The following is a 17980-nucleotide window of genomic DNA, read 5'->3' on the forward strand; positions in this document are numbered from 1 at the left end:
TGCCCGTGACTCTCGGCTCGCCCCAGCACCCGGACCGTGGACCCCTCGACCGTGATCGGATCGACGGTGCCTTCGCGCTGACGCCCGGCCTCACCCTCGAGCTCCTCCCTGCAGCGCCGTCGACCAACGAGGTCGCCGCGGAGCGCGCCCGCGCGGGAGCGGCCGAAGGGCTGGTCGTCGTCGCCGACCACCAGCAGGCGGGGCGCGGTCGTCTCGACCGGGTGTGGTCGACGCCTCCCGGCACGGCGGTGACCTTCTCGCTGGTCCTGCGGCCGAGCGTCCCTGCGGCGTCCTGGCCCTGGCTGCCACTCCTGGTCGGCCACAACGTCGCCAAGAGCCTCACCTCGCGTGGGTACGACGCCCGGGTGAAGTGGCCCAACGACGTGCTTCTCGACGGCGACCTCAAGGTGGCCGGGATCCTCGTCGAGCGGGTGGACACCCCCGACGGCCCGGCGGCCATCGTCGGCGTGGGCATCAACGTGGCGACGACCGCCGAGGAGCTGCCCGTGCCGACGGCGACCAGTCTCGCGATCTCGGCGCCGGGGGCACCGGACCGTCACGAGGTCCTGATCGAGGCCGTCAGCGCGATCCGTGAGGGCTACGACATCTGGCAGGCCGGCGGAGAGCTCGGTACGGCGCGCCTCGCGACGTCGTACCGCTCCCACTGCGCGACCCTGGGCCGCGAGGTCCGGGTCGACCTGCCGGGCGGCGGCGAGCTGACCGGGCGAGCGGTCGACGTCGACGCCGACGGCCGCCTGGTGGTCGAGACCGCGAACGGCCAGGAGCGGGTCGGCGCCGGCGACGTGGTCCATGTGCGCCCGACCGACTGACGCACGTGGGATGATCCACCCGTGGCCATCTCCAAGAAGCTGCTCAACCCGGGCGAGCGACTGATCATCAGCACCCGCCAGCACCCGAAGGCACTGTTCCTTCCGATCCTGGTGCTGGTCGTGCTGCTCGCCGTCGCCGTGGCCGCACAGGTCACGCTCGAGGACTCCGGCATCCAGCAGGTCCTGGGCTACATCGTGTGGGTGGTGGCGATCCTGGGGATCCTCTGGTTCTCGGTGCGGCCGTTCTTCGTGTGGCTCACCACGGTGCACGCGTTCACCGACCGGCGCCTGATCACCCGCTACGGCATCATCACCCGCCGCGGACACGACATCCCGCTCGCGCGGGTCAGCGACATCTCCATCGAGATCAACCTGATCGACCGCCCCTTCGGGTGCGGGAGCCTGCTCATCGCCGACGCCTCGACCCACGGTCTGGTCCGGCTCAACGACATCCCCCACGTCGAGGCTGCGCAGCGCCAGCTCAACGAGCTGCTGCACGAGCTCCACCAGGGCCCCGGCGTGCGCCGCGACGAAGGTGTCTGACAGCGATTCCGAGCTGACCCCCCTCGCCGCCGAGGAGCCACAGCTCACTGCCGCCGACGTCGCCGAACGTGCGGGTCTACCGCTCGAGAAGGCGCGACGGCTGTGGCGCACCCTCGGCTTCCCCGAGCACGGTGACGAGCGCGCCTACACCCAGTCCGACGTGGGCGCCCTGCAGCTGATGGGCGACCTGCTCAACCAGGGCGTCATCAACTACGACGTCGCGCTCAACGTCGCCCGCGGCGTCGGGCTCACGATGGCCCGGCTCGCCGACTGGGAGGTCGGCGAGCTCGTCCATCGCGTTGACGAGGTCTTCATCGAGCAGGGCGGGGGCAGGGACGAGGACGCCACCGCGTGGGTGCTCGACCGGTTCGGCGGGCGCTTCGAGGAGCTCCTGATCTACGCCTGGCGCCGTCACCTGGAGGCCGCCGTCGTGCGGATGCAGTCGATGCGGGCCATCGACGCCGACCCGAACATCACCGACCTCAGCGTCGGTTTCGCCGACATCGTCGGCTTCACCGCACTGTCCAACGAGGTCACCCGCGAACGCATCGGCGAGCTGGTCGACATCTTCGAGGGCCGCTGCGGCGACGTGATCGCCCGCGAGCAGGGCCGGCTCATCAAGAGCATGGGTGACGCGGTCCTGTTCGTGAACGACGACCCCATGGCTGCCTTCGCGACCGCCGAGGGGATCATCAACGTCATCGGCCGGGACCCGCGGATGCCCGACGTCCGGGTGGGCCTGGCGACCGGTGGTGTCGTCCTCCGGCTCGGTGACGTCTTCGGGCCGCCGGTCAACCTCGCCGCCCGCCTCACCCAGGTGGCGCGACGCAACCGGATCATCGTCGACCACGCGACCGCGGACCTCCTCCCGGCCGACCAGATCGAGTCCCGTCCGCTCCCGCCGCGGCCGGTCCGCGGCTTCGGGGTCGTCGAGCCGGTCGCCGTACGACGCGCCTGACCTGCCCGACCCGTCCGCCGCCCCTCGGATCCGAGGGGCCGGGGTAGGCAAAATTCTCAGCGTTTCCCCTCGGACACGGCAATGCGGTATTTACCTTTGCTCTCGTGATCGAGGTGCAGGACGTACGGGTCGATCCCTCGACCCGACGCGCATGGCGGGGGGACCGCGAGGTCGTCCTGTCGCGCAAGGAATTCGACCTCGTCCACGCCCTGATCTCCCGGGCCGGCTCGGTCGTGACCCGCGAGGAGCTCATGCGCGAGGTCTGGGGGGTCACCTTCTGGACGTCGTCGAAGACCATCGACGTCCACCTCGGCTGGGTGCGCCGCAAGCTCGGGGACGACACCCGGCAGCCGCACCTGATCACGACGATCCGCGGCCAGGGCCTCCGCTTCGAGCCCGGTCTCCCCGCCGACCTGACCGGCTCCGCGTAGTCACGGTCCGGGTCGCTCGGCTGGTTTCCTCAGGATCCGCCGCGTTGCGTAGGGTTCGGCCGTGCCCCTGACCGATCCCACCGCCAGCCCGGAGCGGGCGCCACGCATCGCTGTCATCGGTGGCGGCCAGCTCGCGCGGATGATGGCCCAGCCGGCGATCGCGCTCGGTGTGCCGCTGCGCCTGCTCGCCGAGGCCGAGGGGGTCTCCGCCGCCCAGGTCATCGTGGACCAGCAGGTCGGCGACCACCGCGACCTCGCCGCACTCCGCTCGGTGACCGAGGGCTGCACCGTCGTGACCTTCGACCACGAGCACGTGCCGACCGAGCACCTGCGCGCGCTCGCTTCGGACGGCGTGATCGCCCATCCCGGCCCCGAGGCGCTGGTGCACGCGCAGGACAAGATCGTGATGCGCGAGGCGATGACCCGCCTCGGCGCTCCCCAGCCCCGGTGGGCCGTGGTGTCGTCGGTCGCGGAGGCCGAGAAGTTCGGCCTCCCGTGCGTGCTCAAGACCAGTCGTGGCGGGTACGACGGCAAGGGCGTCTGGTTCGTCCGGACGGCCCAGGACGCCGCCGAGGCGCTCGCCGTCGCCGAACAGGCCGGCGTCCGGATCCTGGCCGAGGAGCTGATCGAGTTCCGCCGCGAGCTCTCGGCGCTGGTCGCCCGCTCGCCCAGCGGTCAGGCCGCGGCGTACCCGGTCGTCGCCTCGCTCCAGGTCGACGGCGTCTGCCGCGAGGTCATCGCACCGGCACCCGACCTCGACCCGGCGCTCGCGACCTCGGCCCAGCAGCTCGCGCTGCGCATCGCCGGGGAGCTCGGCGTGACCGGCATCCTGGCGGTCGAGCTCTTCGAGGCGGTCGCCGCCGACGGGTCGACCCGGGTGCTGGTCAACGAGCTCGCGATGAGGCCGCACAACACCGGTCACTGGACCCAGGACGGCGCGGTCACCAGCCAGTTCGAGAACCACCTGCGCGCGGCGCTCGACCTGCCGCTCGGATCGCCCGAGCCCCGCGCCCGATGGACGGTGATGGTCAACATCCTCGGCGGCGAGGACAGCTCCGTCGGGCGCTTGTACGACGGCTACCCGCACGCGCTGGCCCGCGACCCCGGCCTCCGGGTCCACCTGTACGGCAAGGACCTGCGGCCGGGCCGCAAGGTCGGTCACGTCAACGTCTTCGGGGACGACCTCGAGGACTGCCTGGAGCGGGGGCGTCACGCGGCGGCCTGGTTCCGCGGCGATCTCGGCAACGAGAGCGAGTGACGTCCGCGGCGGGCCAGACAATAGGCTCGCGCCCATGACTGCACGTGTGGGCATCGTGATGGGCTCCGACTCCGACTGGCCGGTGATGCAACTCGCCGCCGAGGCGCTGGCGGAGTTCGACATCGAGTTCGAGGCGGACGTGGTCTCCGCGCACCGGATGCCCGAGGAGATGCTCGCCTACGGCAAGGACGCCGCGGGCCGTGGCCTGTCGGTCATCATCGCCGGCGCCGGTGGTGCCGCCCACCTGCCCGGGATGCTGGCGGCCGTGACGCCCCTCCCCGTCATCGGGGTCCCGGTGCCGCTGAAGTACCTCGACGGCATGGACTCCCTGCTGTCCATCGTGCAGATGCCCGCCGGTGTGCCGGTCGCGACGGTGGCGATCGGCGGCGCGCGCAACGCTGGCCTGCTCGCCGTCCGCATCCTCGCAGCGACGGACCCCGACCTGCAGGAGCGGATGACTGCCTTCCAGGCCGAGCTCAAGGCGGCGGCCCACGCGAAGGGTGCGGTGGTCCGGGGCCAGTCATGAGCCCTGTGGGCGCGGGACGTCTGGTGGGTGTCGACCTCGCCCGCACGATCGCGCTGGTCGGGATGATCGCCACCCACGTCCTCGACGGACGCAACAGCGCCGGTGAGCTCACGGTCGTCCAGGAGATCGCCGGGGGACGGGCCTCGGCGCTCTTCGCCGTCCTGGCGGGGGTGAGCATCGCGCTCGTCAGCGGTGGGTCCGAGCCGCTGCGCGGCCGCGCCCTGCGTCGTACGACGACGGGGCTCGCGGCGCGCGCGGTGCTGGTCGCTGCGATCGGCCTCCTGCTCGGCATGCTCGACACCGGGCTGGCCATCATCCTGGCCTACTACGGCGTGCTCTTCCTGCTCGTCCTGCCGTTCCTGCGGCTGCAGGCGACCGCGCTGGCGATCCTGGCGGCGGGGTGGATCCTGGTGGTGCCCGTGCTGTCCCACCTGGTGCGCCCGGAGCTGCCCGAGCGCCGGTTCGAGAGCCCCGAGCTCGCGCACCTCACGGAGCCGGGTCCGCTCCTGGCGGACCTGCTGCTGACCGGCTTCTACCCGGCCCTTCCGTGGCTCGCCTACCTCTTGGCCGGGATGGCCCTGGGACGCATCGACCTGCGCGGCGCGCGGGTCCCGTACCGCCTGGTCGGCGCCGGCCTCCTGCTGGCCGTGATCGCGACGGCGATCTCACGCCTGCTCACCTCGCTCCTGGAGGTGAGGAGCGCGCTGATTCCGTTCCGGGTGACCACCCACGACGAGCTGCTCGTGATCCTCGCCGACAGCCAGCACGGCGCGACGCCGACGGGCGGCGCATGGCAGTGGCTGCTGGTGGTCTCGCCGCACTCGGCGACGCCCTTCGACCTGGTCCAGACGATCGGCAGCGCGATGGTGGTCCTCGGCCTGGCGCTCGGCGCCGCAGCGATCCTCCCTCGGCCCGGACGCAGGGTGCTGGTGCTGCTCGCCGGAGCCGGCACGATTCCGTTGACGCTCTACACGCTGCACGTGCTGATGCGGACCTCGACGGTGTGGCCCGACGAGCAGCCGGACAGCTTCGGTTGGCATCTCGCCGTGGTCCTGGGGCTCGGTGCGGTGTTCTCGCTCGGGGGATGGCGTGGCCCGCTGGAGTGGGCCGTGGGCTGGCCGGGGCGTCGGCTCAGCCGCGCCGGCGCCACTCGATCGCCGGGCACGTGTCCATGACCATCGGCACGCCGGCCGCGACCGTGCGCTCGAACGCGGCACTGTCGACCACGCCCAGCTGGAACCACACGCCCCGCGCGCCGATCGCCACTGCCTCGTCGGCGAACCGACCGGCCTCCGAGGACCGCCGGAACACGTCGACGACGTCCACGGCGAAGGGGACCTCGGCCAGGGTCGCGTAGCCCTTCTCGCCGAGGACCGTGTCGTCATCGGTGGCGAAGCGCGGGTGGATCGGGACGACCCGCTTGCCGCGGGACTGCAGGAGTCGGGCGATCTCGAACGCGGTGCGGCCGGGGTCACCGGACAGGCCCACGACGGCCCAGGTGGTGCAGTCGTCGAGCATGAGGTCGATCGCAGCCGGTTCGAGGTGGTCGGTGCTCATGACGTCTCAATGCCCGGAGCGTCCGGGATCTTCCCCGACGCCGGGGGAGTGAGCGCCTCCCGCACCTGACGCAGGACCTGGTCGACGTCGGGGTGGGCGCCGGTGATGACGATCGTCGAGGCCGCCGACGACGCCTGGCTGCGCAGCAGGGACAGCCCGAGCGAGAGCGACTGGTCGAGCAGCGTGCGGGTCTGGTCCGCGCCGTCGACCTCGCCGCGCAGCCACTGCCTGAGCACGTGGTTGTGGGCGATGACCACGGAGGCCGCGACCAGCTCGGCGCGCAACGGTCCGTCGCTCTCGGGGGCGAGCCACCGGTGGATGTGCTGGGCGAACAGCCGCACGTAGCGCTGGACACTCGCGATCTCCCGGTCGCGGATGGCGGGAACGGTGCTGGCGAGGCGATAGCGCGCCCGGGCGGTGCCGCCCTCGTCGAGGTACTGCTCGAGGACGATGCCGGCGGCCTCGCGGAGCGCGATCTGCATGCCGCTGGCGGTCCCGGTGGCGAGGCGACCGGCGACGCGGCCGAGCAGGGCCTCGTGGTCGGGGAGGACCACGTCCTCCTTGCCCCGGAAGTGGCGGAAGAAGGTGCTGCGTCCGGTCCCGGCGAGGGTCGCGATCTCGTCGACCGTCGTGGCGTCGTACCCCCGTTGCGCGAAGAGCTCGAAGGCGGCGGCGACGAGACGGTCGCGAGTAGTGGTGGCCACGTGCTCAGGCTAACTCGACGGAACGGAGTCTCACAGTTATGATACTGAGTGTCAGTCGAGTCGAGCTCGTCACCCGCGACACCAGGAGCAGTCCCGTGAGCGATCACCCCATGTACGCCCTCTCCGAGGAGCACCAGGCGATCCGCGAGGCCGTGCGCGCGGTCTGCGACGCGAAGGTCGCCCCGTTCGCTGCGGACGTCGACGAGCAGGCCCGCTATCCGCAGGAGGCCCACGACGCGCTCCTCGCCTCCGACTTCCACGCCCCGCACGTCCCCGAGGAGTACGGCGGCGCCGGCGCCGACGCCCTCGCGACGGTCATCGTGATCGAGGAGGTCGCCCGGGCCGACGTGTCCGCCTCGCTGATCCCCGCGGTCAACAAGCTGGGTTCGCTGCCCCTGATGATCGGCGGCAGCGAGCAGCTGAAGAAGAACTACCTCAGTCGCCTCGCCTCCGGTGACGGCGGCTTCTCCTACTGCCTCTCCGAGCCCGACGCCGGCTCGGACGCCGGCAACCAGAAGACCCGCGCCGTGCGCGACGGTGACGACTGGGTGCTCAACGGAACCAAGCGCTGGATCTCCAACGCAGGGGAGTCGGAGTTCTACACCGTGCTGGCGATGACCGACCCCGACGCCCGCACCCGCGGCATCTCCGCCTTCGTCGTGGAGAAGTCCGACGAGGGCGTCTCCTTCGGTGCGCCGGAGAAGAAGCTCGGCATCAAGGGCTCGCCCACCCGCGAGGTCTACCTCGACAACGTCCGCATCCCCGGCGACCGGATCATCGGCGAGGAGGGCAAGGGCTTCGAGTACGCCATGAAGACCCTCGACCACACCCGCGTCACCATCGCCGCGCAGGCCGTCGGTGTCGCCCAGGGTGCGCTCGACTACGCGCTCGGCTACGCCAAGGAGCGCCAGCAGTTCGGCAAGTCGATCGCCGAGTTCCAGGGCCTCCAGTTCATGCTCGCCGAGATGGGCATGAAGATCGAGGCAGCCCGGCAGCTGACGTACGCCGCCGCCGGACGCTCCGAGCGCGGCGACGCCGACCTCACCTTCTTCGGTGCCGCAGCCAAGTGCTTCGCCTCCGACGTCGCGATGGAGGTCACCACGAACGCCGTCCAGGTCCTCGGCGGCTACGGCTACACCCGCGACTACCCGGTCGAGCGGATGATGCGCGACGCCAAGATCACCCAGATCTACGAGGGCACCAACCAGGTGCAGCGCATCGTGATGGCTCGCCAGCTCCTGGCAGGAGTCCAGAGCGAGCTCTGAGCTGACGGCGCAGCTCCCGCTGGGTACTCCTGTGCCACGCTGACGCGCGACGGCGCGGTCGATCGCGCTGGTACCGCTCGAGGAGGGTTCGCGTTGGCAGTGTTCAGCTGGATCGACTTCTGGCCCTCGTCCGGACGGGAGGACCAGCCATGGACCGACGATCCTGCGACCGATGCGCTGGTGAAGTCGGCGTGCCGGGTGTCGGGGGCCTATGCCGAGGCGTTGGGGGACGAGCGTCTGGAAGGTCCCTGGGGGAGCTTGCAGTTCTCCTCCCACCTGCACGACGACGATCGGGTCGAGCTCCAGGTCGACACGGACGATGACCGCACAGGCTGGACGTCCGGCGCCGTTTTCGTCCCCGAGGCCGTCGCCGAGCTCTCTGCACACGACCGCGCGCTCCTCGTCCTCGACCTGATCCACCACGCTGTCGTCGAGCTGGCGCCGCACCGCGGCTGGTCGCTGGAGGCGATCGAGCGGGTGCGGGATCGGGTGCTCGCCCAGGATCTGGAGTTCTCCTGGGCCTCACCCTGGAAGTCCAGCCCTGACCGGTCGATGGCCGCACGGGTCGTGTTCCGGGTCGATGACGACGGACGCGGCCGGGCGCAGGTCGAAGTGCGTGACCGGAGAACCGATGAGCTGATTGCACGGTCGGCGCCGGCGCTCGCCTACAACGCCCTGGTCAACTTCAGGGCGAGTGCGAAGACGCTGCGCTGGGCCAGGCGGAGCGTCCAGTTCGTCCCGAGGACCGGATCGCCGCACGGAGAGGTCGTGATCGGGCTCGACCCGGACCTCGGCGAGATCCATCCGGAGTCGTCCGCCGACCGGGGACATGCGGGGGAGGCCGCTGTCGAGACACCTGCGATCGTGCTGGCGCCGTACGGATCCCACGTCGAGGACAAGACACCCGGGATCGAGCTGTCCATGGGCTTCGGTGTCGAGCTCTCGGCCTGGCTGGTCCCGGACGTCGACGGCACCTACTTCTCCGAGCTCATCGAGCTCGAGCTGTTCGACCGGATCGGCTCGGGCGAAGCGGGCATCGACAAGTGGCTCGACGGTCTGCCCGTCGAGCTCTCGGTCGAGTACCACCTGCCTGCTCACCTCGAATGGTTCGGTGAGTACGGCGTCCGGCTGCGCCGCACCAAGAAGTGCCTGTCGGTCGTCCTGCTGCGCGACGGGACCTGGATGGCGGGCGACGGCGTGCCTGAAGCGGCGGTGCGCCTCGAGATCTCGGCCGCGGCCGATCAGGTCGTGGCTGCGTTGAGTGCGCGAGTCGCCCGGGAGACGAACCGCTAGCAAGGCGGGCGGCCTCAGCGGGCTGCCCGCGGACCGCAACCCGAATTCGGTTCGCGAAATGTCCCTCCCGTGGCATAACTCACGACCAGTGAGGCTGTTGAGTCTGTAGGGCACGCCACTCGGAGGCGCGTCTCCATCAGAGATGTCCGCCAATCCGGGGGGATGAGGTCAGCATGCGTCGACTTTTGGTATCGGTGTTCGCCGCCGCTGTGGCGATGGCGCCGGTCGGACTCGGGGGCACGCCCGCGCAGGCCGACGACAGCTACGCGCCTGAGGTGCCCACGAGCTGCAACGTCGCCGCCCCGACGGTCAAGGTCGGCAAGCGCGTCGTGTTGGAGATCGAGGTCTCCTCCAACAGCAACCTGCCCGAGGTCGGTTCGGTGGACCTCGCGATCTCGACGGTCGGCTCGGCCCGCGCTGCCCGCACGTCGCGTCTCGCGGCCAAGGGCGTCGTGTGGACCAGGACCGTGCGCTACGAGGGTTCCCCCATCGAGGTCGTCGGACCGAAGCTCCCCCGCGGTCGCTATCGCGTGACCATGGAGTTCACGCCGGACAGCGGCGAGTTCATCGGTTGCCGCAACGCGGCCAACTTCCGGGTCGGTGGCGGCGGCTCGGTCGACGAGGAGCCCGACGACAACGGCAACCTCCCCAACACCGGCGGTCCGCACCTCTCGCTGCTCCTCATCGGGCTGGCCCTCCTGGCCGGCGGCGGTGGCGTTCTGGCGGAGAGTCGGCGCAATCGCGTGACGCGGAGGATCGCGTAGCGTTGGATGGTGGCGCCGGCCCCGGGACGGGGACCGGCAGAGGGAGGGACACCCATGTCACACACCGATGAGCCCGTCGTCGACGAGGCCACCGGGAACGACGGCACCGACGCGACGACCGACGGTTCGCGCCAACGCCGTCGCCGCACGCGCCCCGTCGCCGACGACGCCAAGGCCTCCGTGTCGACCCGGCGCCGGCTCTCCTTCTGGACCGGTCTCGGCCTGATCGCGGCCGGCCTGGCCATCCTGGCCTGGGTCGCCTGGCAGTTCTGGGGCACCAACTGGCAGTCCGAGCGGCGTCAGGGCGACGTACGTCGCGCCCTGCTCGACGGCTGGGCCGACGGCAACGACGTCGTACGCACCGACTTCGGCAACGCGAGCGCCATCCTGCGCATCCCCCGCTTCGGTGACGACTACGTCGTGCCGGTCCTGGAGGGATCCTCCGACGAGGTCCTGGCGGCAGGTGTCGGTCACATGCAGGACACCGAGGCCGGTGGTGAGGGCAACTACGTCCTCGCCGGTCACCGGGTCACCCACGGTGAGCCCTTCGCCGACCTCCCTGACCTCGAGCCGGGCGACGAGATCCTCGTCGAGACCCGCGCGGCGACCTACACCTACGTGCTCGACACCGGCGGTGAGGACCTGATCATCCCGTTCACGCAGACGTGGGTCCTCGACAAGTCGCCGGTCAATCCGCGCGAGGGAGGCACCCAGCCGCCTGCCGACATCGACGGCCAGCCGAACGACCACATCATCACCTTGCTGACGTGTTCGGAGATCTTCCACACCGACAATCGATCGGTCCTTTTCGGACACTTGGTCGAGACAACTCCCACGAATGGGCAATGACCCACTAGGATCATCGCGAAAGCGCTTCCCGTCACTTAATGACGAGCCGGGTCGTCGCATGGGGAGAGGCTCTAGGAGGATGTTGTGTTGAGGAAGCTGATCGCGCTCGGAGCGCTGTCCGCTGCGTTGGTAGCAGTGCCTGCCGGAACGGCAGTAGCCGAGCCGTACACGCCGCTGATCCCCACGCAGACCCAGATCGAGGTCGTTCGTGCGGAGCCGGGCAAGCCCGTCCTCCTGGATGTCAGCGCGAGCGCCAACTACCCGACGCCGCCCGAGGGTGACATCGAGGTCCAGATCTCTGCTGCGTCGAGCACGGCCCGTGGAGCGCGCGCCGTTGCTGCGGCGCCGCTGTTCACCACCACCGTCCACTTCGTCGACGACGCAGTCCGGGTGACCGGTCCGGTCCTGCCGCGGGGTCGCTACATCGCGAGCGCCGCGCTGACGCCCGACAACAGCGGTCTGTTCCTGCCGTCCGACGACACCACCGCGTTCCGCATCCGCCTCGGCGGCGGCCCGGGTGACGAGGACGACAACGACAACGGTGGCCTGCCGAACACCGGTGGCCCCAACGTCATGTGGCTGCTCCTGGGCACGGGCCTGCTGGCCGCCGGTGCCGGTGGTGTCGGCTTCGGCCGTCGTCGCGAGGTCACAACCGCCTGACATCGCTCGAGAAACATCCGCAACCGGCCGTCCCGACAGGGGCGGCCGGTTGTGATTTCGGCCCGTCCCCGCGCTCCGTACCGCAACGGCCTAGGCTCGGATCCGTACCCCGTCCCGAACCACCGGAGGTCCTCATGCCCTCGCTCCGCTGCCCCTGTGCCGTCACCCTTCGTGGTGAGAACGACGACGAGCTGGTCGAGAAGGTGCAGGAGCACCTCGCCGCCGAGCACCCCGGACGGGAGTACTCGCGCGACGAGATCCTGATGATGGCGATGTGACCAGAGGTCACACCGCCCGCTGATCAGCGGATCGGCGGGAGCTCGGAGGCCTTCCCGGTGAACCGGGGAGCGCGCTTGTCCAGGAAGGCGGCGACGCCTTCCTTGCCGTCCGCGAGCGAGGTCCAGTACATCGCCAGCGAGTCGCTCAGGTGCGCCTCGAGGGGATCGGCCGCTGCGCCGTTGCGGTACAGCATCTGCTTGGCCAGCCCGAGCGCCACCGGCGAACGGTCGACGACGAAGGAGCGCGCCAGCTCCTGGGCGGCCGGCAGCAGGTCCTCGGGAGCATGGACGCTGCGGACCAGTCGTCCCGCGAGCGCCTGCTCGGCGGTGAGGATCTCGGCCGAGTAGACCCACTCGAGCGCCTGCTGGATGCCCACGATGCGGGGCAGGAACCAGCTGGAGCACGCCTCCGGCACGATGCCGAGCCGGCCGAAGACGAAGCCGATGCGTGCCTTCTCGGAAGCGAGCCGGATGTCCATCGCCAGGGTCATGGTCGCGCCGATGCCGACGGCCGGGCCGTTGATCGCCGCGATCACCGGCTTCGGCAGTGCGTGGATCGCCAGGGTCACCTTGCCGCCGGTGTCGCGGATCCCGGTGTCGTAGGGCTCCTGGTCGTAGGCGGCCCGGAACTCCTCCGGCGTGGGGGACAGTGACTCGTCGAGCCCGAAGACGTTGCCCTCGGCGCTGAGGTCCATCCCCGCGCAGAACGCCCGGCCCGAACCGGTGACCACCACGGCACGCACGGCGTCGTCGCGAGCGTCGGTGAGGAACACCTGTTGCAGCTCGCGGGCCATGGTCAGGTCGAACGCGTTGAGCGCGTCGGGACGGTGCAGGGTGAGGGTGGCGACGCCGTCGGCGTCGACCTCCCACGTGAGGGTTTCGTACACGGTGGTTCCTTCGGGTGGGAGGGCTCGCCGCTACTCGGCGAGACCGCTGGGCGTGCAGAGTGCGGTCGTGATGTCATCGGTGCGGTCCTCGATGACGGTGTCGAAGAGCTGCGCGGCCCGCTTCCGGGCCCAGGTCGCGTCGGCGCCGGCGAGCGGGACCGTGCAGGACTTGCCGGTGTCGGTCATCGCCAGTGCCCACTGGCCTGCGTCGACGGGACCCATGCCCTCGCCGAAGCGGAAGAAGTCGGGCACGGCGGCGTTGAGCTTCCAGTAGCGGACGGGATTGAGCACCGACCACGCCGAGAGGACCTTCGAGCCGACGGCCGCCACCACCTCGCGCTGCTGCTGCACGCGGGCGAGGTCCGAGATCGGGCTGTGCTTGCGGGCACGCGAGTAGGCCAGTGCGGTGATCCCGTCGACCCTCTGGCAGCCCTTCTTGATGTTCAGGCCCGAGTCGCGGTCGCGGATCCGCTTCTCGGGGCAGAGCTCGATGCCGCCGACGGCGTCGACGACGCCGACCAGACCGCCGAAGCCGATCTCGACGTAGCCGTCGATCCGGATGCCGGTGGCCTGCTCCAGGGTCTGCACCAGCAGGGGAGTGCCGCCCTTGGCGAACGCGGAGTTGACCTTTCCGACGCCGTGGCCGGGGATCTTCAGCGGCGAGTCGCGGGGCACCGAGATCAGCGTGGTGGGTCCGTCGCCGGTGTGCAGCAGCATGATCGTGTCGGTGAGCTCGCTCTCGGCGTCACCGGTGTGGAGCTTCTTGCGCTCCTCCGCGCTCAGGCCGGCTCGCGAGTCGCTGCCGACCAGGAGGTAGGTCGTCCCTGGCTGGTCCGCGGGCCGATCGCCCTCGGGCTCGTAGTCGACCTTGTCCACCTTGGTCCAGGTGAAGATCGGGACGGCCACGATGAAGGCGATCCACACGAGCAGCAGGGCCAGCACCAGGCGGATCCAGGTGCGCGGGCGCGACCAGGGGTTGCGCCGGGGAGCCCAGGTGGGTGGGGGCTGCTTGCCGTAGGGCTCCGGTGTGGCGCCGTACTGCTGCGGGGGCGGCAGGTGGTCGGGCTGGCGCGGGGGCGAGACCCCCGGGCGCGGCTGGACGGGAATCCGTCGGGTCGGCTCGGGATCACCCGACGACCCGTAGATCCAGTCGAACTCCGGGTCGTCCCCCGGACCTCCGTTGCCGGCGTCCCCGCCGTTGTTCCCACGCCCAGCCATGACAGGGACGCTACCGTCAGCCCGTGAGTGAAATCGTCGCGGCACGCACGCCGTCGTACTCGCGCATCGAGCTGGCGAGCGTCACGTCCCGTGCGCAGGCCAACCTGCTGGGCAACATCCATGGCGGCGAGATCGTCAAGCTCGCCGATTCGACGGCCGGTGTCGTGGCGCAGCGGCACAGCGGCGGGCCCTCCGTGACGGCTGCGCTGGACGAGATGGCGTTCCTCGAGCCGGTGCGGGTCGGTGACATCGTGCGGACCTCCGGGCAGATCAACTGGGTCGGGTCCTCGTCGATGGAGATCGGCGTGCGGATCGAGACCCAGCCGTGGGACGCCACGACCGAGTGGCGTCACGTCGGGTCCGCCTACTTCGTCTTCGTCGCGATCGACGGTGCCGGCGCTGCGCGACCTGTGCCGACGCTCGACGCCGAGAGCGAGGACGACCTCCGCCGCATGCGGGAGGCCGAGATCCGCCGGGCGCACCGCCTGGCGAAGCGTCAGGAGATCGAGGCCGCCCGGCTCATCTGAGCCCGGCTGCCACCTCGGTCAGGGCGGCCGCCACGGCGTCGACCGTGGCGGGCCGTGGTGGGGCGCCGTACGTCGACAGCTGGATCCTCCGGTGCGCGGTCAGCGCTCGGGCGAGGACGTCGGGGTGCTGGTGGGCGCGCAGTGCCAGCCCCGGCAGCACGGTCACACCGAGGCCTGCTGCGACCAGGGACTGCACGGCGACGTAGTCGTCGCTGGCGAAGGCGATCGCCGGGGCGAAGCCCGCTTCCTCGCACAGGGCAAGGAGCTCGCGGCGACAGCGCTCGCAGCCCGTGACCCAGGAACGCGTCGCGTAGGCAGCCAGGTCGACCGCACCACCCCGGTCCCGGCCCGGGCCGTCCGCCACGGGCTCGACCAGGTGGAGCGGGTCGTCCAGCAACGGCGTGGAGGAGATCTGTTCCGGCTCGGCCTGGTCGGGATAGGCGAACGTGAGCGCCAGGTCCACGGTCCCGGCGCGCAGCATCTCGTGCGCCTCCGGTGGCTCCGCCTCGGTGAGCTCCAGCTCGATGCCGGGGTGGCGGCCGGCGAGCAGCGAGAGGGCCGCAGGGACCAGCGTCGCGGCACCGGAGGGGAAGGCGGCCAGGCGCACCCGGCCCGCCTGGAGGCTGGTCGCTGCGGCCAGCTCGGCCTCGGCGCGGGCCATGAGTCCCAGGACCTCCTCGCCGCGCCGGGCCAGCCGCTCACCGTCGGGGGTGAGCCGGATGCCCCGCCCCGCCCGCTGGAGCAGGACGCTGCCCGTCTCGGCCTCGAGCCGTCGCAGGTGGTGGGAGATGGTCGGCTGTCCGTAGTGGAGCAGCGCCGCGGCGCCCGACACGGACCCGGTGCGGTGGACGGCGACGAGGGCTTCGAGGCGGCGAAGGTCGATCACCCGACCACAATAGATCGATGCCGTCGATTGATCCGGCTGACAGGAACTATTGGACCGATGAGTCGTCGGCGCGCGACGATGGGGCCGTGAGCATCGAGCTGACCTACGTGGACATCACCCGCGCCGCCGAGGTGGTCGCGCGTGAGCTCCCGGCCACTCCGTTGCAGGCACACCCGTTGCTCGACCTGGCCCTGCGCGAGCGAGGGATCGCGGCCGACGTGGTGATCAAGCACGAGCACGTCCTGCCGACCGGCTCCTTCAAGGTCCGCGGTGGGGTGCACCTCGCCGCGACCCTGACCGAGCCCGAGCGCGCCCACGGACTGGTCACCTGCTCCACGGGCAATCACGCCCAGTCGGTGGCGTACGGCGCCCGGTTGGCCGGCGTACGCGCCACGGTCGTGATGCCCGGCACGGCGCCCGCCGTCAAGCGCGACGCCGTGGCTGCCCTCGGCGCCGAGGTGCTCGTGCGCGGAGCGAGCCTGGGAGAGGCAGCCGAGGCGGCCCGCGCCCACGCGGCGAGCTCTGGTGGGTCGTTCATCTGTCCGACGGACCCGCGCATCGTGCTCGGGCACGCCACGGCGTACGGCGAACTGTTCGGCCAGGCGGCCGCCGCCGGCACCCCGCTCGACGCGGTCCTGGTGCCCATCGGCAGCGGCACGGGTGCCGCCGGCGCCTGCCTGGTCCGCGACGCGCTCGCGCCCGGCTGCCGGATCATCGGCGTCCAGTCGGCCGCGGCTCCCGCCGGCTGGCAGTCCTGGCGCAGCGGCCGGATCGAGCAGGCCCCCTCCACCACCCGGGCCTCGGGGCTGGCGACCACCACCGGTTACGAGCTGACCCAGCGCCTGCTGCGCGGCCGGCTCGACGACTTCCTGCTGGTCACCGACGACGACATCGACACGGCGGCCCGGCTGCTGGCCAGCCGTGCGCACACCCTCGCCGAGGGCGCCGGCGCCGCGGCCCTGGCCGGCCTGATCGCGTCCGGGCCCGGTGCCCGCGGCCTGGTCGCGGTGATGTGCACCGGGGCGAACGCCTCGGCGGACGAGATCGCTCGCCTGGCCGCAGCCTGAGCCGGACCTGTCGCAGCGCGGCGCGTCGCCACCCGTGTGGCGGGTGGGACTGGTGATACTGGGCGGGTGCGTGAGCCCGGAGCCGTCGATGAGCGTGCTGCCCGGGTCCGTTTTCGCCGGGCCCTGACCCTGATGGCGTTCACCCTGGTCGTCCCGGGGTCCGCCCAGCTCCTCGCCGGCAACCACCGCGTCGGCCGGATCGCGGTGCGCATCTGGGTCGCCACGCTGCTGGTGCTCGGCTTCCTCGGAGTCCGGCTCCTCATCGACCGTTCCTACGCCCTGCACCTGGCGCTCAGTCCGACCTTCCTGCTCGTGCTGCGGCTGTACCTCATCGCAGGCGCCATCGCCTGGGCCGCACTGTTCGTCGACGCGTGGCGGATCGGTCAGCCGCTCAGCCTGCGCCTTCCGCACCGTCGGGCCGTCGTCGGCATCAACGGCATCCTCTGCTTCTCCGTCGCCGGCACCATGCTGTTCGCCGCGCACCTCGCTGCCGTCCAGCGCGACTGGCTGACGATGTTCGTCGACGGGGACATCGGCGGCTCGCACGCCGGCCGCTACAACATCCTCCTGCTCGGCGGCGACTCCGGGGCCGACCGCTGGGGCTTGCGTCCCGACTCGATGACGGTGGCCTCGATCGACGCCCAGAGCGGTCGCACCGTCATGGTCGGACTGCCCCGCAACATGCAGAACTTCACGTTCCGCGAGGGCTCGGTCATGGACAAGCAGTTCCCCGAGGGCTTCAACTGCGACGGCTGCTACCTCAACGGGGTCAGCACCTGGGCCGAGGACCACACCGAGCTCTTCGACTCCGACACGCCGGGCATCGATGCCACGGTCCAGGCCATCGAGGGCATCACCGGCCTGGAGATGAACTACTGGGTCATGGTCAACATGAAGGGCTTCAAGCGACTCGTCGACGCCTTCGGTGGGGTCTCGCTCAACGTCCGCCAGCGGATCCCGGTGGGTGGCCTCGGCAAGGACGTCACCGGCTACATCGAGCCGGGCGAGCGCAAGCTCAACGGCTTCGAGGCGCTCTGGTTCGCCCGCTCGCGCGAGGGCAGCGACGACTACTCACGCATGGCCCGGCAGAAGTGCGTGATGACCGGGCTGCTGACCCAGATCAGTCCCGCCCAGGCGCTCACGAACTTCCAGGAGATCGCGCAGGCATCGAGCGCGATGATCCAGACCGACATCCCCGGTGGGGCGCTCACCGACTTCGTCGAGCTCGCCCTGCGAGCGCGCGAGGAGAAGGTGTCGACGGTCTCGCTCGTGCCGCCGCAGGTCAACACGGCGAAGCCGGACATCGAGAAGGTGCAGGCCATGGTGGCCGGCGCCATCGACCGTGCCGAGGGCAAGGTCAAGGCCGGCAAGAAGAAGACCGGCGACGGCAAGGTCACCGGCGGATCGATCGGCTCGCGCAGCGACGGCTACGCCGCCAACGAGACCGACGACGTCGCTGCCGCCTGCTGATCGCTGCTG

The 17980-nt window shown here is 71.0% G+C and carries 21 protein-coding genes; 16 read left to right on the plus strand and 5 right to left on the minus strand.

From position 1 onward, the window contains the following. The first annotated feature begins 5 nt into the window (after positions 1-5). The 7 genes from ASE01_RS03670 to ASE01_RS03700 all read left to right on the plus strand — a co-directional run bounded on the left by ASE01_RS03670 (position 6) and on the right by ASE01_RS03700 (position 5721). Positions 6-830 carry a biotin--[acetyl-CoA-carboxylase] ligase gene (locus tag ASE01_RS03670; protein WP_082605789.1) on the plus strand — a complete coding sequence of 275 codons (825 nt, stop codon included), beginning with the start codon at positions 6-8 and terminating at the stop codon, positions 828-830. A 21-nt stretch (positions 831-851) separates the two neighbouring features. Next, positions 852-1373 (plus strand): PH domain-containing protein, encoded by a 522-nt coding sequence (locus ASE01_RS03675; RefSeq protein WP_056748678.1) that lies wholly within the window; start codon positions 852-854, stop codon positions 1371-1373. Further along, positions 1366-2331 (plus strand): adenylate/guanylate cyclase domain-containing protein, encoded by a 966-nt coding sequence (locus tag ASE01_RS03680; RefSeq protein WP_082605790.1) that lies wholly within the window; start codon positions 1366-1368, stop codon positions 2329-2331. Before ASE01_RS03675 ends, ASE01_RS03680 begins: the two co-directional genes overlap by 8 nt. Before the next feature lie 104 nt (positions 2332-2435). After that, positions 2436-2762 carry a winged helix-turn-helix domain-containing protein gene (locus ASE01_RS03685; RefSeq protein ID WP_056748679.1) on the plus strand — a complete coding sequence of 109 codons (327 nt, stop codon included), beginning with the start codon at positions 2436-2438 and terminating at the stop codon, positions 2760-2762. A gap of 61 nt (positions 2763-2823) precedes the next feature. After that, complete coding sequence (locus ASE01_RS03690) at positions 2824-4020, plus strand: 5-(carboxyamino)imidazole ribonucleotide synthase (RefSeq protein ID WP_268788648.1); 1197 nt, start codon at positions 2824-2826, stop codon at positions 4018-4020. Between the two features lie 34 nt (positions 4021-4054). After that, on the plus strand, positions 4055-4546 hold the full coding sequence (gene purE, locus ASE01_RS03695; protein ID WP_056748680.1) for a 5-(carboxyamino)imidazole ribonucleotide mutase: 492 nt from the start codon (positions 4055-4057) through the stop codon (positions 4544-4546). Further along, entirely contained in the window at positions 4543-5721 is a 1179-nt protein-coding gene (locus tag ASE01_RS03700; RefSeq protein WP_082605791.1) for a heparan-alpha-glucosaminide N-acetyltransferase domain-containing protein, read from the plus strand. Before purE ends, ASE01_RS03700 begins: the two co-directional genes overlap by 4 nt. Here ASE01_RS03700 and ASE01_RS03705 read toward each other — a convergent pair. Together ASE01_RS03705 and ASE01_RS03710 are read right to left on the minus strand one after the other, a co-directional pair. Next, entirely contained in the window at positions 5678-6103 is a 426-nt protein-coding gene (locus ASE01_RS03705) for a CoA-binding protein (RefSeq protein WP_056748682.1), read from the minus strand. The two genes, ASE01_RS03700 and ASE01_RS03705, sit on opposite strands and share 44 nt — an antisense overlap. Further along, the gene (locus ASE01_RS03710) at positions 6100-6807 is read right to left on the minus strand and encodes a TetR/AcrR family transcriptional regulator (RefSeq protein WP_056748683.1); all 708 of its coding nucleotides are present in this window, start codon (positions 6805-6807) and stop codon (positions 6100-6102) included. Before ASE01_RS03710 ends, ASE01_RS03705 begins: the two co-directional genes overlap by 4 nt. A gap of 110 nt (positions 6808-6917) precedes the next feature. Here ASE01_RS03710 and ASE01_RS03715 point away from each other — a divergent pair, with 110 nt between their 5' ends. From ASE01_RS03715 to ASE01_RS23820, 6 genes are all read left to right on the plus strand, one after another. Then, positions 6918-8072: an acyl-CoA dehydrogenase family protein gene (locus ASE01_RS03715; protein WP_157537074.1), complete on the plus strand. Its 1155-nt coding sequence runs from the start codon at positions 6918-6920 to the stop codon at positions 8070-8072. Between the two features lie 93 nt (positions 8073-8165). Then, positions 8166-9365 (plus strand): hypothetical protein, encoded by a 1200-nt coding sequence (locus tag ASE01_RS03720; RefSeq protein ID WP_157537071.1) that lies wholly within the window; start codon positions 8166-8168, stop codon positions 9363-9365. A gap of 173 nt (positions 9366-9538) precedes the next feature. After that, a complete protein-coding gene (locus tag ASE01_RS03725; RefSeq protein WP_082605793.1) occupies positions 9539-10129 on the plus strand; it encodes an LPXTG cell wall anchor domain-containing protein in 591 nt (196 codons plus the stop codon). A gap of 54 nt (positions 10130-10183) precedes the next feature. After that, positions 10184-10978, plus strand: coding sequence for a sortase domain-bontaining protein (locus tag ASE01_RS03730; protein ID WP_082605794.1), 795 nt, complete (start codon positions 10184-10186; stop codon positions 10976-10978). An 87-nt stretch (positions 10979-11065) separates the two neighbouring features. Continuing rightward, the gene (locus ASE01_RS03735; RefSeq protein ID WP_157537072.1) at positions 11066-11638 is read left to right on the plus strand and encodes an LPXTG cell wall anchor domain-containing protein; all 573 of its coding nucleotides are present in this window, start codon (positions 11066-11068) and stop codon (positions 11636-11638) included. Between the two features lie 134 nt (positions 11639-11772). Then, positions 11773-11916 carry a DUF1059 domain-containing protein gene (locus tag ASE01_RS23820; protein WP_082605795.1) on the plus strand — a complete coding sequence of 48 codons (144 nt, stop codon included), beginning with the start codon at positions 11773-11775 and terminating at the stop codon, positions 11914-11916. 23 nt (positions 11917-11939) lie between these two features. Here ASE01_RS23820 and ASE01_RS03740 read toward each other — a convergent pair whose 3' ends face one another. Both ASE01_RS03740 and ASE01_RS03745 read right to left on the minus strand, forming a co-directional pair. After that, positions 11940-12803 (minus strand): crotonase/enoyl-CoA hydratase family protein, encoded by an 864-nt coding sequence (locus ASE01_RS03740; protein WP_056748688.1) that lies wholly within the window; start codon positions 12801-12803, stop codon positions 11940-11942. A gap of 30 nt (positions 12804-12833) precedes the next feature. After that, positions 12834-14021 carry an LCP family protein gene (locus ASE01_RS03745; RefSeq protein ID WP_056748689.1) on the minus strand — a complete coding sequence of 396 codons (1188 nt, stop codon included), beginning with the start codon at positions 14019-14021 and terminating at the stop codon, positions 12834-12836. Between the two features lie 23 nt (positions 14022-14044). Here ASE01_RS03745 and ASE01_RS03750 point away from each other — a divergent pair, with 23 nt between their 5' ends. Then, positions 14045-14548, plus strand: coding sequence for an acyl-CoA thioesterase (locus ASE01_RS03750; RefSeq protein ID WP_056748690.1), 504 nt, complete (start codon positions 14045-14047; stop codon positions 14546-14548). On the opposite strand, the gene ASE01_RS03755 is transcribed toward ASE01_RS03750, so the two are convergent. Next, the gene (locus ASE01_RS03755) at positions 14541-15434 is read right to left on the minus strand and encodes a LysR family transcriptional regulator (protein WP_056748691.1); all 894 of its coding nucleotides are present in this window, start codon (positions 15432-15434) and stop codon (positions 14541-14543) included. The two genes, ASE01_RS03750 and ASE01_RS03755, sit on opposite strands and share 8 nt — an antisense overlap. Before the next feature lie 86 nt (positions 15435-15520). On the opposite strand from ASE01_RS03755, the gene ASE01_RS03760 reads away from it, so the two are divergent. Further along, the gene (locus ASE01_RS03760) at positions 15521-16501 is read left to right on the plus strand and encodes a threonine/serine dehydratase (RefSeq protein WP_056748692.1); all 981 of its coding nucleotides are present in this window, start codon (positions 15521-15523) and stop codon (positions 16499-16501) included. 66 nt (positions 16502-16567) lie between these two features. After that, the gene (locus tag ASE01_RS03765) at positions 16568-17971 is read left to right on the plus strand and encodes an LCP family protein (protein ID WP_056748693.1); all 1404 of its coding nucleotides are present in this window, start codon (positions 16568-16570) and stop codon (positions 17969-17971) included. Positions 17972-17980: the final 9 nt, after the last annotated feature.

Origin of the sequence: Nocardioides sp. Root190 (assembly GCF_001428565.1) — a bacterium.
In the GTDB taxonomy this organism is placed as follows: Bacteria; Actinomycetota; Actinomycetes; order Propionibacteriales; family Nocardioidaceae; genus Nocardioides.

Excerpts from the sequence above, each read along its gene's own strand:
- ASE01_RS03715 (WP_157537074.1), top strand. The coding sequence starts at position 6,918 with ATGTACGCCCTCTCCGAGGAGCACCAGGCGATCCGCGAGGCCGTGCGC.
- ASE01_RS03700 (WP_082605791.1), top strand. The coding sequence starts at position 4,543 with ATGAGCCCTGTGGGCGCGGGACGTCTGGTGGGTGTCGACCTCGCCCGC.
- ASE01_RS03705 (WP_056748682.1), bottom strand. The coding sequence starts at position 6,103 with ATGAGCACCGACCACCTCGAACCGGCTGCGATCGACCTCATGCTCGAC.
- ASE01_RS03745 (WP_056748689.1), bottom strand. The coding sequence starts at position 14,021 with ATGGCTGGGCGTGGGAACAACGGCGGGGACGCCGGCAACGGAGGTCCG.
- ASE01_RS03730 (WP_082605794.1), top strand. The coding sequence starts at position 10,184 with ATGTCACACACCGATGAGCCCGTCGTCGACGAGGCCACCGGGAACGAC.
- purE (WP_056748680.1), top strand. The coding sequence starts at position 4,055 with ATGACTGCACGTGTGGGCATCGTGATGGGCTCCGACTCCGACTGGCCG.
- ASE01_RS23820 (WP_082605795.1), top strand. The coding sequence starts at position 11,773 with ATGCCCTCGCTCCGCTGCCCCTGTGCCGTCACCCTTCGTGGTGAGAAC.
- ASE01_RS03725 (WP_082605793.1), top strand. The coding sequence starts at position 9,539 with ATGCGTCGACTTTTGGTATCGGTGTTCGCCGCCGCTGTGGCGATGGCG.